Origin of the sequence: Prosthecobacter sp. (assembly GCF_034366625.1) — a bacterium.
In the GTDB taxonomy this organism is placed as follows: Bacteria; Verrucomicrobiota; Verrucomicrobiia; order Verrucomicrobiales; family Verrucomicrobiaceae; genus Prosthecobacter.
Genome location: NZ_JAXMIH010000008.1, coordinates 951,017 through 965,713 on the forward strand (window position 1 = coordinate 951,017; position 14,697 = coordinate 965,713).

At 60.0% G+C, this 14,697-nt stretch carries 8 protein-coding genes; all 8 read left to right on the top strand.

All coding sequences use genetic code 11. The annotated features are described in order from the left end of the window. Positions 1-48 precede the first annotated feature (48 nt). The 8 genes from U1A53_RS12145 to U1A53_RS12180 all read left to right on the top strand — a co-directional run bounded on the left by U1A53_RS12145 (position 49) and on the right by U1A53_RS12180 (position 14,531). Positions 49-3,555, top strand: coding sequence for an FAD-dependent oxidoreductase (locus U1A53_RS12145; RefSeq protein ID WP_322281218.1), 3,507 nt, complete (start codon positions 49-51; stop codon positions 3,553-3,555). Between the two features lie 3 nt (positions 3,556-3,558). Next, positions 3,559-5,052, top strand: a complete 1,494-nt coding sequence (locus U1A53_RS12150) for a right-handed parallel beta-helix repeat-containing protein (protein WP_322281220.1) — start codon at positions 3,559-3,561, stop codon at positions 5,050-5,052. Beyond that, positions 5,049-6,611, top strand: coding sequence for a hypothetical protein (locus U1A53_RS12155; protein WP_322281221.1), 1,563 nt, complete (start codon positions 5,049-5,051; stop codon positions 6,609-6,611). Before U1A53_RS12150 ends, U1A53_RS12155 begins: the two co-directional genes overlap by 4 nt. A gap of 46 nt (positions 6,612-6,657) precedes the next feature. Then, on the top strand, positions 6,658-7,887 hold the full coding sequence (locus U1A53_RS12160; protein ID WP_322281223.1) for a hypothetical protein: 1,230 nt from the start codon (positions 6,658-6,660) through the stop codon (positions 7,885-7,887). A gap of 49 nt (positions 7,888-7,936) precedes the next feature. Next, a complete protein-coding gene (locus U1A53_RS12165; protein WP_322281225.1) occupies positions 7,937-9,088 on the top strand; it encodes a sialidase family protein in 1,152 nt (383 codons plus the stop codon). A gap of 106 nt (positions 9,089-9,194) precedes the next feature. Continuing rightward, entirely contained in the window at positions 9,195-9,956 is a 762-nt protein-coding gene (locus tag U1A53_RS12170; RefSeq protein WP_322281227.1) for a GntR family transcriptional regulator, read from the top strand. Between the two features lie 32 nt (positions 9,957-9,988). Beyond that, on the top strand, positions 9,989-13,093 hold the full coding sequence (locus tag U1A53_RS12175; RefSeq protein WP_322281228.1) for a PSD1 and planctomycete cytochrome C domain-containing protein: 3,105 nt from the start codon (positions 9,989-9,991) through the stop codon (positions 13,091-13,093). Between the two features lie 31 nt (positions 13,094-13,124). Next, a complete protein-coding gene (locus U1A53_RS12180) occupies positions 13,125-14,531 on the top strand; it encodes a DUF1501 domain-containing protein (RefSeq protein WP_322281231.1) in 1,407 nt (468 codons plus the stop codon). The last annotated feature ends 166 nt before the right edge of the window (positions 14,532-14,697 follow it).

Below are 14,697 nucleotides of genomic sequence, written 5' to 3' on the forward strand. Positions count from 1 at the left end.
TTCCAAACTTACCAGATAGCCGCCACGCATCGCTGACGTGTTGAGAGAGTGAAACGCATCTCCCAACCCTGGCTGTCCTTCTTCGCGCTTTTGCCTGCATTCATCACGCAGGCTGCATCACCGTTGCCGACGGTCGATCTCTCTCAAGACACGCAGCGCCACGTCATCATCGCGCAAGGCACGGCGGAGGTCTATCAAGGCCATCCGACGACCTTGTTGATGCCGGATGGGAAGACGATGTTTTGTGTGTGGACGCACGGCCATGGCGGCACGGCGGGGCCGCTGAAGCGGAGTGATGACGGCGGCAAAACATGGAGCGAGGAGCTGTCGGTGCCGGAGAACTGGTGGAAGGTGAAAAACTGCCCGGCGATCTATCGCCTCACCGATCCGCAGGGCGCGGCGCGGCTCATCGTTTATGCCGGGCAAGGGCCGGATGGCACGATGCAGCAGTCCGTTTCCACCGATGAGGGCAAGACGTGGTCGCCGATGCAGAGCAACGGCCTGAAGTGCGTGATGCCCTTCTGCACGATCATGCCAGTGGAGGGCGGGAAGAAACTGATCGGGTTGTCCAACATTCGTCGTCCCGGCGAGACAAAGGACACGAAATCGAACGTCGTCACGCAGAGCGAATCGACTGATGGCGGGCTGACGTGGAGTCCGTGGCGCGTGCTCGTTGATCTCGGCGATTTGAAGCCCTGCGAGCCGGAGGTCGTGCGTTCGCCGGATGGCAAACAACTGCTCTGCCTCATCCGCGAAAATATCCGCAGCCAGCCTGCTCACTTCATCACGAGCGATGACGAGGGCAAGACGTGGTCGGAGGTGAAGGGGCTGCCGCCGGGCCTGCATGGCGACCGCCACAAGCACGTCTATCTGCCCGATGGCAGGCTCGTCATCGCCTTCCGCGACATGGGCAAGGATAGCCCTACGCGTGCGCATTTCGTCGCATGGGTTGGTCGTTACGAGGACATCGTCAGCGGCACGGATGGCGAATACAAAATCAAGCTGCTGCACAGCCACAAAGGCAGCGATTGCGGTTATCCGGGCCTCGAACTGTTGCCGGATGGCACCATTGTCGCGACGACTTACATCAAGTATCGCCCCGGTGTGGAGCAGAACTCGGTGGTGAGCACGCGCTTCATGCTCGCGGAGACGGACAAGGCGGAAAAGACGACGAACGCGACTGCGGAGCGTAAAACGGCGGGCATCGTGCTCGACGACGACGCGGCGGAGTTCACCGGCACGTGGAAGTTGGCTGACAAGCTCACGCCACTCGTCGGCGCAGCGTATCGTCATGATGATCGCGCGAAGAAGTCGGACGCGGTGGCGAAGTTCACGCCTGAGATTCCAGCGGATGGCAACTATGAGGTGCGGCTGCTTTATGTGCATTCATCGAATCGGGCGCAGAAGGCGCAGATCACCATTCGTGGTGCTGATGGCGAGAAAGTCGTGACGCAGAACCAGCGCGAAGCGTGTTTGGAGGACGGCATTCCGCGTTCGCTCGGCGTGTTTGCCTTTGCGAAAGGCAAATCGGGCAGCATCGAAATTTCAAACGCGGGCGCGGATGGCTATGTCGTCGTCGATGGCCTGCAACTCGTGCCGGAGGCCGAGGCCATTGCGGAGCGCAACACACGCGCCGACGCTGGTTTTCCCATCAAGACGAGCGCCGCGCCTGTGCCGGTAAAAATCCCGCCGCCGATGCTTTTGCAGAGCGCCGCGAAGCCTCAGGACGTGGATGGCAAATCGTATGACCTCGTCGTCATCGGCGGCACGCCAGGCGGCATCGCCTGTGCGGTGCGTGCGGCTCGTGAAGGCTTGAGCGTCCTGCTGGTGAACCACACGCAGCACCTCGGTGGTTTCTCCACCAGCGGAGCAGGCGGCTGGGAGGCACCCTATGATGGTCTGCGCTCGCCGATCTATGGTGAGATGATTACCAGCGCGGCGCAGTATTATGCGAAGACCTACGGCGAGAAATCGCCACAGCACATCCTCTCGATGCCGAGCAAGACCAGTCGTGCGCACATCGACCGCCCAAAGATCGAGCCGCGCATCGCGGAGATGCTTTTCAATCAGATGGTCGAGAAGGAGAAGACGCTGACTGTGCTGCTCGGCTACATCGTCACGAAGGCGGAGCGCGACGGAGCTTTGATCAAAAACGTCACCCTCAAGCCGATGCATGGCGAGAGCACGATCACGGTCAGTGGCAAGGTCTTCGCCGATGGCATGTATGAGGGCGATCTCATGGCCGCCGCAGACGTGAAGACGCAGATTGGCCGTGAATCGCGCGCGCAATACGGCGAGAAGCACGCAGGCGTCATTTACACCCAGGAACGCCACAAAGAACCCGGCCAGCGCGGCTTCCCCAAAGCTGCCGATGAAGGCACGCTGAACATCCGTTACAACAGCCACGCCACCGCCGATATCGTCGAAGGCCCGCAAAGCGGCGAGGCCGATGGCAGCGTGATGGCCTACAACTACCGCCTCGTGCTCACGCGTGATCCGGCGAACAAGATCATGGTCACGAAGCCCGCGAATTACGATGTCGCCATCGCCAAAGCCGCTGGTGGCGGCGGTTTCGTGCCGAACCTGCCGAACAAGAAGGTTGCCTGGAACGGTGGACGCCTCATCGGCCCGCAGAACGAGTATCCCGGCGCCGACTGGCCCACACGCGAGGCCATTTCAAAGCGCTACCTCGAAGGCATGCTCATGCGCCTGTGGTGGGTGCAAAACGATCCCGAAGCACCGGAAAAAGATCGCAAGCAGTTCGAGAACTACGGCCTCGCCGCCGATGAGTTCCCCGACAATCACCACGCGCCTTACGAGATATACGTTCGCGAAGCACGGCGTCTCGTCGGGCGTTATGTTTTTAAAGAGCAGGACAACGTGATCGCCGACGGCATCGCCCGCACACCGATTCACACCGACAGTATCGCCATGACCGACTGGCCGGTCGATTCCGTCGCCTGCCTGCCGCGCAAGGCTCCCGGCGGCAACACGGACGGCATCCTCTTTCTCGGCGAGGAATCCCGCCCCGCGCAGGTGCCGTATCGCTCGTTGTTGTCGAATGAGGTCGAGAACTTGCTCGTGCCTGTGGCGATCTCGGCATCGCATGTCGGCTGGGGTGCGATTCGTTTGGAACCATGCTGGATGCAGCTCGGCGAAAGTGCCGGCTTCGCTGCCGGACTCGCCGTGAAAGGCCAAACAACCCCGGGAAAGCTCGATCCCGATCTCCTCATCCGCAAACTCGCCACCAGTCGCGTGATGATCAGCTTCTTCAACGACCTTGATGTGACCTCTGACGATCCCCGCGTGCCTGCCGCGCAGTATTTTGGCACGAAAGGCTTTTTTGCCAGCTACGATGCGAGACTTGATGCTCCGATCACGGAAGCCGTGAAGGCAGCGTGGGAGAAAGGCTTCTCTAACCTCCAAAAAGGCACGCTGGAGCCGATGCAGCTCGCGAAGGCTGTTCAAGAAGCTGAAGTGAATCCAACTCCACAGACGAAAGAAACTCGCGGCGCAGTGATGCTTGCGATGTGGAATAAACTGAGCGCCCAGTAAGTTATGAAGCAGATCATTTTCCTCACTACCCTCCTCCTTTTCAACGCCGCTCTGGCATCTGCCGCAGGTCCGACTGAGCAGGGCAAACCCCTGGCTTCTGCCAGCGGATTTGAGCTGCGGGTTCCAGCTCCAGGCCCTGATGCCATTGCCGACTCCATCCTTCAGGAGGCCATAGACAAGGTCGCTTCAGCGGGTGGCGGAGTGGTCTTGCTCGGAGCTGGTGACTTCAAACTGTCGCGTCATGCGGATGATGAAACGGTCATCATTAAAAGTAACATCACACTGCGAGGACAGGGGCACGCGACGCACATCTACTTGGACCCGAAAACGCCGCCGAATGACCTGCGCTATTTCCCGGTGCGGATCGGATCGGCTACGGTGCCAGCACACAATGTGGTGATCGAGCACCTGCGCTACACCGGCAATGACAAAGCCATCGGCGGCGGTTCTATCATGGGTTTCAATGCGCGTTTGGATGAGAAGGAATCGCTCCTATTGTCATGCGACAACATCACTGTTCGTCATTGCTGGATCTATGATGCCAAACAGGCGGCAGGCTGCACCAAGGCGGCCACAGCGATGTATTTGGCCAAGTATGTCATCCCAGCAGAGGAAGCCAAAGAGGCGGCGGTTGACCCTGAAAAAGTGCGCACCGGTTACTTCGATGCCGACCGCATGGCCACCCAGTTCAAAAACTGGCAGGTGTATAACAACTACATTGAGACTTGCGGGAACAAGGCGGTCGAACTGGCCGAATGCAACGGCGGCCTCATTGCGGACAATCACATCGTCAATGTGGTGGATGGACCGCAGGTGATCTTTGGCAGTCGCAACGTGCAGATCCGCGACAACATCGTCCATTTCACCCGGACGGGCATCAACATCACCGAAGGCTCGCATCACATCCGCGTCAGTGGCAATCATGTGGAGCCGATGCCGGAGGTATCCAAGAAGGCGGTGCTGCCCTGCCTGATCTTCCGCACGGAGCCGCTGCCCTTGCGATCAACAATCAGCGATGTGGTGGTCACGGGGAATATTTTTCGCAACCAGCACACGCATGGCAAATGCACCGTAAGGTTTGTGACCCGCCCCGAAGCGCTCTCCTGCGTGTATGAGGGTATTGCCGTCTCGGGCAATGTCTTCGATGGGGATGTTCAGTTTTGCGATGTGCGCACCTCTGGCAGGACCACCATCCGGGACATCGTCTTTGCGGACAATGTCTGCGAGGGGGCGCTGCTCTCCGAACCCCAGGAGACGATGGCTTCAAGCCATGTCGTGGTGCGGGGCAACATGCTGCGTCAGGCTGGCAACATGATGCTGAAAGCAAGCAACTGGATCTGGAGCAGCAACACCCATGTCAACGGCACGCTCGAAATCGCCCCTGGTGCCAGGTATAACATCATCCGTGACAATGTGACGGCTGCCCCCGTCACCGACAAAGGCACGGACACTGTCCTGACCGGGAATGTTGTGATGAAGAAAACCGAAGCTCCATGAAACGATCCTCCACTGCCAAAAGCACACTGCTAACCTTGAGCTGCGCCATGCTGCTTCCGGCACTTTTGTCTTCTCAAAATGCCATCGTGAAACGCCCGTCAGCACCTTCTTTGAAAAAAGGAGAGAAGCAGCTTTTCGTGGACGATCTGATGATCAAAAAGAAGCAGGGAGTCACACGAGTGGTCCACCCTGCCAAGAAACTCGACCGTCCGGTGCTGGAGGCAGAAATGCCATGGGAGGTGCGGAACACGGAGGGGTTCTTGGACAAACGCGTCAACATCTACGGCACGGTGCTGCGTGATGAAAAAACGGGTGCCTTCAGGATGTGGTATGCGGACCCCGGCAGCGTCCTTTTCGCGACCTCCAAAGATGGCATTCAGTGGGAGCGACCCGTTCTCAAGATCATGGGTAAAACGAACGAGACGGATCTCCATCTGCACAGCCCTAGCATCATCGAGGACAAGTTCGAGACAGACCCCAAAAAGCGATACAAGGCGGTCGGCAATGCAGGCATGGACAGGGATGATGCCAAAGTCCAGCGTCTCAAAGACAAGTTTGAAATGGTGGATTGGTATCGCGACAAGTTGCATCGCCTTTACTACGCGGCCTATTCTCCCGACGGCCTGCGTTGGACCGTCGAACCAGAGCCCATTTTGCTGGGATGCGATACCATCACCCTGTCGCAGGACCCGGTGACCGGCGAATACCTCGCCTTTCACAAACGTCAGGGTGACCCGCGTGTGGTGGGGATTCGGCAGGTCTTTTTATCCGTCAGCAAGGACATGGAAAACTGGTCCGAGCCACAGCCCGTCATGGTGGCGGATGAACTGGACAATCGTGCGGCAAAGAAGCTGAAAGGCGGCACCTACTCGGAGTTTTACAATCTCTCCGCCTTTCCCTATGCGGGGCAGTGGCTGGGTTTTGTCACTCCGTTTCGACGGGTCGAACCTCCCTCCGCTTTGTTTGGCAACGATGAAGTCGATGGACGGAAACGCTCCGCCACGGGGATCATTGATGTGCAGTTGGTCCACAGCCGTGATGGCCGTCATTGGCACCGGTGTTCCGACAGGAGTCCGGTGATTCCATTGGGACCGCATCCCTATGATGCCGGAAGCATCTTTGGCCTTTGCAACACCCCCGTCTTCGTCGGTGATGAAATGTGGATGTATTACACTGCCGTGACCACGCCTCATGGCGGGCTTGGGCCTGAAAAGCAACAGTCCATCGCCCGGGCAGTTTGGCGGATCGACGGGCTGGCTTCCTTGCGGCCAAAGAAGAAGCAGGAGCCGGGAATCATCGAAACGCATGAGTTTGTCCCTGAAGGAACGCGCCTCTTCATCAATGCCGATGTCAAAAATGGCAGCCTCAGCGTGGAGGTGCTGGACGCCGCCGGGCAGGTCATCAAAGGATATGAAAAGGAATCCAGCGTCATCGAAAAACAGGATTCCGTGAAGCTGGCCATCCAATGGAAGAATGCCGATACCCTGCCTGCTGGCGTGCCCATCCGCCTCCGCTTCCATCTGGAGAATGGAGACCTCTACAGCTACCTGATCGATTGATGGAAGACCATCTGACCTCTCCGGCAGCAAACTGTTCCACCCCATCATGAAATCGCTCCTTCTCCTCTCCTTCCTGCTGCTAACGCCTCTGGTCATTCACGCGCAGACAAAACCGCTCGCGCAGGATTACCGCATCGTTTTTCACAATCCAGATCGCGAGCGCTATGTCGAAGGTCCGGGCCTTGTGCGACTGGATGATGGCTCACTCGTTGCCGTGGTGCCGGTGGTTCCTCGTGAGGAATGGAGCAAGGAGCGGCGGGCCACGCAGAGTGTCACGCACATCCTGCGCAGCAGCGATGGCGGTCAGACGTGGCAGCCTGCATCACAACTGCCCTACTATTCCGCAGCGCCCTTTTTGCATGGCGGAGCGCTGTATCTCCTCACCAACAAAGGTGGCACGAAGGTGCGCAATGACGATTTGCTGCTGCTCAAGAGCACCGATGGCGGCAAGACGTGGTCGGAGCCGGTGACGTTGTTCACGGGCCACTTCTGGAACTGCCACACCGGCATGGTGCAGCACGCCGACCGGCTCTACTGGGCCACGGACGATCTTTCGCTCGGCAAGTTGCGCGGACCGCGTGTCATCGCGGGTGATTTGAGCGGCGATCCGATGAATCCGAAGGCGTGGCGCATGTCCGAGCCCGTGCCGTTTCCCGGCGTGCCTGAGGCGATGACGAATCCGCAGTTCGACAAACTCACGAGCCAGTATCTAGAGCCAAACGTCATCGAGGTGCAGGGCAGGCTGCGCGTGCTCATGACCGTGAAGCCCAAGCGCCAGTCAACGACGGGACTCTGCGCGGTGCTGGACTTTGAGGACAAGGGCGGCCCGATTGATTTGAAGTTCACCCAGTTTCATCCCATGCCCGGCGGGCAGTTGAAGTTCTGCGTCATTTGGGATGAGCAGTCAAAGATGTTCTGGGCCACGGCGAACCTCGTCGTCGATGGGCAAGGCGCGTTCGATTGGTTCCGCGAGGGCGAAAAACGTGGCAATGTCCGCTACGCGAGTGGACTGGGAGGCAATGACCGCCGCTTCCTGATGCTGCAATACAGCGTCGATGGCATGAACTGGTTTCAGGCGGGCTGCGTGGCGCAAGCGGGCAAGATCTCGCAGTCCTTCATGTATGCGCGGCCTGTCATTGATGGCGATGACCTCGCCATCATCGCCCGCAGCAGCATCAAGGCACCGAACCAGCACGATGCCGATCACGCCACCTTCCACCGCGTGAAAAACTTCCGCAGCCTTGCGCTGAAACTCACCCCTGAACCGGAGGAGTAGCTTTGATTGGCAATCGAAGCCGAACAACCACACGCCGAACTCATCCCCCATGAAACTTCATCTTCTTCTCTGTGCCTTCTTCTTCAGCGCACTCCATGCCGCCGAACCATTTCTGGAAAAGTCTGCTGTCTTCCCGCCCGGCATGAACGGCATCGCGCGGTATCGCATTCCGGGCATCGTCGTCACCACGAAGGGAACGGTGCTGGCTTACAGCGAGGCGAGGAAGAATAACAGCTCTGACTGGGGCGAGATCGAGATTCATCTGCGGCGCTCGACCGATGGTGGGAAGACTTGGGAGGCGGGCAAACACATCGCTCATCACGGCGCACGGCTGGAAGGCAATCCGCGCAAGAAGGAAGGCGGCGAACGCGAGCAGACGGTGAACAATCCCGTCGCCATCGTGGATCGCGAGACGGGTACGATTGAGTTTCTCTACTGCATCAACTACGCGCGCTGTTACTCCATCCGCAGCACCGATGACGGCCTCACCTGGAGCGCGCCCGTGGACATCACGGCGACGTTTGAGCCGTTTCGGCGGCATTACGACTGGAAGGTCATCGCCACGGGGCCGGGGCATGGTATTCAGATGAAAAGCGGACGGCTCGTGGTGCCGATCTGGCTGGCTTATGGCAAGGAAGGCGATCACAAGCCCTCTGCTGCCGCCACGATCTACAGCGATGATCACGGCAAGACCTGGAAGGCCGGCGATCTCTGCCTGCCGAACGAAGGCGATCTCGGCAATCCGAACGAAACGATGATCGCCGAGTTGTCCGATGGTCGCGTGATGCTCGTCGCTCGCAGCGTGTCGCAGGCGAATCGCAAACTCATCACCACCAGCGCGGATGGAGCCACGGGCTGGAGCAAGCCGGTGTTTCATGACCAGCTTTGGGAGCCGGTCTGCATGGCCAGCATCGTCTCGCATCCGTCCAAGCCGGGCACGCTGCTGTTTTCCAATCCGCATCGCCTCCCGCTCGACAAAGACGGTAAAGAAGTTCCCGCCGGTCGTGGCAAGCGCGAGAATCTCTGCATCAAGCTCAGCCGCGACGATGGCAAGACCTGGCCGGTGAACAAAGTCCTCGATCCCGGCAAAGCCGCCTACTCCGACCTCGCCGTTCTGCCGGATGGCACCGTGCTTTGTTTGTATGAAGCCGAAAGCTCCATCGACTGCGCGCGCTTCAATCTGGAATGGGTCACGCAGTAGCTTCGATTGCGAACTGACCTCGTCGGCAATGGCCAAGCATTTGATTGAAAGTGTCGACAGTTTTGTCCGTAGCTGTGAACTGTCGACACTTTAACACTGCTGCACCATGCCAAAGAATCGCTCTGAGCCCCGACGCAATCTCGCCCATGACATTGCCTCGCAGATGCGTCGTGACATCATTTCCGGCACGTTCAAGCCGGGTGAGGCGCTCGCGGAACCGGCACTGGCCGGACGGTTCGGGGTCAGCCGTGCGCCGGTGCGGGAAGCGATGATCGAGCTGGAACGTGCGGGGCTGGTTCAGTTTGAGACGACCGGCAGAACCCGCGTCAGGATGTTGGAGGAAAAGGACGTGGTCGAAATCGTCGAAGCCCGGATCGCCCTGGAGTCGATGGGGGCTCGGCTGGCGGCGGTCCGTTGGACCGATGAGGACACCCGATGGATCGAGCGAAGCATCACCGCCCAGGAGAAGGCGGCGACGGGTGTGAAGTTCAGCGCCTTGGACATCGCCATGCATGAACACATCATGAAGTGCGGGGGAAATGAACGGCTGGTCACGCTCTGGCAATGCGTCCGCTGGCAGTTCGAGATGGCGCTGACCCACATCCACAGCCTCCAGCAAAATATGGCCCCCGATCTCCGCCGCTTCAGCGTGATGGGGCACGCGAAGGTGCTCAAAACTTTGGCTGACCGCCAGCCGGAGATGGCCGCCAAAGTGATGGCTCAGCACATCAAAGACTCCATCGAATGGTATGCCCCGCAAGCCTCGGGGACCATGCCGACAGCAGCCTCCCGCGCCAGGAATGGACGTCCCGGCAAGACGGGTGAGCACGCCGTGCCAGTGAACGTTTTCAACCCATTTTCAAAGTGAACCCGACACGTTTAACTCATCTGCTTCTCTGGATGGCTGCCACTACCACCGTGGCAATGGCGGACGATGATGCGCAGCGTGTGGCGCTGGCTTTCTTTGAGAAGGAAGTGCGGCCCGTCCTGGTGAACCGATGCCATGAATGCCACAGCAACACAAAGCAGAAGGGCGGCCTGCGGGTGGACCATATTGGCTATCTGAAATCGGGTGGCGACACCGGCCCTGCCTTGGTGCCGGGGAAGCCGGAAAAGTCCGCACTCATCGAAGCGGTGCGCTATGCGAACGATGACTTCCAGATGCCGCCCAAGAAAAAGCTGCCGGACGCCGAGATCGCGATTCTGGAAAAGTGGATCAAGATGGGGGCGCCGTGGCCCGACGATGCCTTGAAGAAGGTGGTGGTGACCGAGGGCGGCTTCACGGAGGAGCAGCGCAAATACTGGTTCTTTCAGCCCGTGGCGAAGGTGTCGCCGCCGCAGGCGGGCGGGCAATGGGCGCGCAATGACCTTGACCGTTTCATCGCGGAAAAGCGTGATGAACGGAAGCTCACGCCCGCACCCGAGGCGGACCGGCATGAACTGGCGCGACGCGTGTATTTTGACCTTCACGGCCTGCCGCCGACGAAGGATCAGATGGACGCCTTTGTGAACGACAAAGATCCGCGCGCCTATGAAAAGCTGGTCGATGCGCTGCTGGCGAGCCCGCGCTATGGCGAACGCTGGGCGCAGCATTGGCTGGATCTCGTGCGCTACGCGGAGAGTGATGGTTACAACCAGGACGCCTATCGTCCCCATGCCTGGCCGTATCGCGACTACGTCATCCAATCGTTCAACGACGACAAACCCTACGATCAGTTCGTGCGCGAGCAGCTCGCGGGCGATGAAATCGCCCCGGATGATCCAGCGGTGCTCGTCGCCACCGCCTTCCTGCGTCATCCGGTGTATGAATACAATCTGCGCGATGTGCGCGGTCAGTGGGACTTGATTCTCACCGACATGACGGACACCGCAGGCGAGCTGTTCCTCGGCCTGAGCATGGGGTGCGCGCGCTGCCACAACCACAAGTTCGATCCCATTCTCCAAAAGGACTACTACCGCCTCCGCGCCTTTTTCACGCCGGTGCATTGGCGCGACGATTTGAAGCTGGCCACTCCGGCGGAGAAGAAGGCCTTTGATGAGCAGGAGGCCAGGTGGGAGGCGGCCACGGCTGAAATCCGCGCCAAGATGGATGCGCTCACCAAGCCAGACATCGACGCGCGGGTGAAAACCTGGCGCGTCAGTTTCACCGAGGACTTGCAGGCGATGACGTTCAAGCCCGCGGACCAGCGTGATGCGCTGGAGAAACAGCTCGCCGGACTCTGTGAGCGCCAGTTGGATTTCGCGCGCGGGTCATTTGACCCGATGAAGGACATCAAGAGTGAAGAAGCCAAGGCGGAATACAAGGCGCTCAAGGATGAACTCAACAAGTTCCAGCACCTGAAACCGAAACCACTGGCTGATGCCTTTGTGGCCACGGATGCGGGGCCGGAAGCGCCTGCCAACAGGCTGATGACACGCAAGGGCGATCTGGCGATCGAACCCGGCTTCCTTGCCATCGTGGACCCGAAGCCGCCAAAGATCACGCCGACGCAGACCTCCACCGGACGCCGCAGGGCGCTCGCCGACTGGATCACGCGGGCGGACAACCCGCTCTCCACACGCGTCATCGTGAATCGTGTGTGGCAGTATCATTTTGGACGCGGCATCGTCTCGTCAGCCAGTGAGTTTGGCACGCTGGGCGAGCCGCCGTCGCATCCCGAACTGCTCGATTTTCTCACGGCGAAGTTTGTGGCTGGAGGCTGGCATTTCAAAGCATTGCATCGCGAGATCATGCTCTCTGCCACCTATCGTCAGACAGCGCGGCGCGAGCCGGATGAAACGGCGGCAAAGGTCGATCCAGCGAACCGCTATCTGTGGCGCTTCAATCCGCGCCGCCTGGATGCGGAGCAGGTGCGCGACGCCATGCTGGCGGTCAGCGGCGAACTCGATCTCACGGCCGGAGGACCTGCCAGCGACGGCAATGGCACACGCCGCTCGGTTTACACGCGGAAGAAGCGCAACAGCCCGAACGATCTGCTGCTCGCTCTCGACATGCCGGCCGGTTTTGCGAGCACCGCCGAGCGGCAGAGCACGACGACGCCGACACAGGCGCTGCAACTGCTCAATGGCGACTGGGTGCGCGCCCGCGCTCGGAAGCTCGCTTCAAGCGTGAAGGGCATCGACGACGTCTGGCTGGCAGTGCTGGGACGACTCCCCACGGAGAAGGAGCGGGCCACGGCGAATGCTTTCCTCCAGACGCAAATGGGCAGGGCCAAGCCAGCCGCCCCCGGCACCGAAGTCGCTGAAAGTGGCGACTCTGGCAGGGGATTTAAGTTCAACAGCCCACATGAACGTTTGCTCGTGCGTGCCAGCGAGAGGGAGGGCGACGAGTTCACCGTCGAATCCATCGTGAAGCTCGACAGCGTCGATGTGAATGCCGAGCTGCGCACCCTGGTCTCGCATTGGGATGGCGGAAAGGCCAGCCTGGAATCCTTTGGCTGGAGCATTGATGTCACCGGTCAAAAGTCGCGTTACAAGCCGCGCAACATCCTCATGCAATTGGTTGGCGAGGACGAGAATGCGAACATTGGCTATCAGGTCGTGGCTTCTGACATCCACATCGAGGTGGGCCGCCGCTATCACATCGCGGTGCAGGTTTCCAGCGCCCGACACAGCGTCACCTTCACCGTGCGTGATCTCGACACGCCCGGGGCCGCTGCGCAGTCCGCCGTGGTGCCGATGGACCGTCTTTCGAAGATCAGCCAAGGCGCTTCACCGATCTTCCTCGGCGGTCTGAGCAAGCGCACGCCGACGCGGCAATGGGACGGCCAGATCGAGGCCCTGCGAATCGTGGCGGGCCACACCGCCGACAACGCGCTCAACACCGATCCCGAGAAATGGAATGCCGGCCTCTTCATCTGGCGTGCCGCTGATCCGCCAAGCTCGCAGTTCACCTGGAGCGGGGCGGACTCCCAGGCCGCGCAGGATGATGACCCATTGCTCAAGGCCATGACCGGTCTCTGCCAGATGCTGCTGACCACGAACCAGTTCTTCTACCTTCATTAAAGTCGTCAAATCACCCCGTTCTCCCAAGGCCATGCACTGCCATCGCTACGATCTCCCCACCTCGCGCCGAGACTTCCTGCAAACTGCCGGTTGCGGCTTCGGCGCCGTCGCGCTTGCGGCGCTCATGGGCGACGAGGCCAAGGCCGCGCCGGTGCGCCTGCCACAACGCGCCGCCAGGGCGAAGAGCGTCATCTTTCTCTTCATGGAAGGCGGCCCGAGCCACCTCGACACCTTCGACCACAAGCCGCTGCTGAACCGGCTGGCCGGTCAATCACTGCCCGCGAGTTTCAAGACTCCGCTCACGGCGGCGGGAGAGGCAAAGTCGCCTCTGCTTGAATGCAAACGCACCTGGAAGCAGCACGGTCAGGGCGGCTTGTGGATATCCGACTGGTTCACCCATGTCTCCCGTCATGCCGATGACCTCGCCGTGATCCATTCGTGCGCCTCCAGCGGCATCAATCACGCGGGCGGTGTGTGCTCGATGAACACCGGTTCCCTCTTTGGTGGCCGCCCTTCGCTCGGTGCCTGGGCCTCTTACGGACTCGGCACGGAGAACAAAAATCTGCCCGCGTTTGTCGTCATCAAAGACAGTGAGGCCACGGTCGTGAACGGTGTGCGCAACTGGGGCAACGGCTTCATGCCAGCCGTGTATCAGGGAGTGGAGTTTCACTCCGACGGCACACCGATCAAATACTTGGACAACCCCAAAGGCGTGGATCGCCGCGAGCAGCGCGAAAAGCTCGATCTGCTAGGTGCGCTTGATCGTGATTTCAACGCCAGCCGCGCCAGCAACACCGAACTGGAGGCGCGCATCCGGGGCTTCGAACTCGCTTACCAGATGCAGGCCGAAGCGCCCGGCGCGGTTGATTTGACCAAGGAAACCGAGACCACGAAAAAGCTCTATGGCATGGACGACGAGGCTACCGCCACCTTTGGCCGCAACTGTCTTCTCGCCCGCCGTCTCGTGGAAACTGGCGTGCGCTTCGTTCAGCTCTACAGCGGTGCCGGCAGCAAGTGGGACAGCCACGACGGGATCGAGGCCAAACACTCGCGGCTCTGCCACTCCGTTGACAAACCCATCGCCGGACTGCTGACGGATCTCAAGGCGCGCGGCCTGCTGGAGGAGACGCTCGTCATCTGGGGCGGCGAGTTTGGCCGCACGCCCATGAGTGAAAAGGGCGATGGTCGCGATCACAACCCCACGGGCTTCACCATGTGGATGGCCGGCGGTGGGGTGCAAGGCGGCCGGACCCATGGCGCCACGGACGAACTCGGCCTGTATGCCGTGGAAGACCGACTGCACGTCCACGACATCCACGCGACGATCCTGCATCTGCTGGGCATTGATCACACCCGGCTCATCTACCCCCACATGGGCCGGCCCGAGCGCATTGACCAAAACGAAGGGCATCCTTTTACAAAGCTGCTAGGAGCATGATTTCACCCAGAGATAGGCAGTAGAATGAGCCTTCTTCGTTTATGTGGACAGCAAAAGTTGGGTGACAACCCAAACCGACATGAACAAGACGACAACGACAAAACGCACCTTTGACGAGCAGTTCAAGCGCGACGCAGTCGCGCTGCTTGAGGGTGGCCGCAAGGCT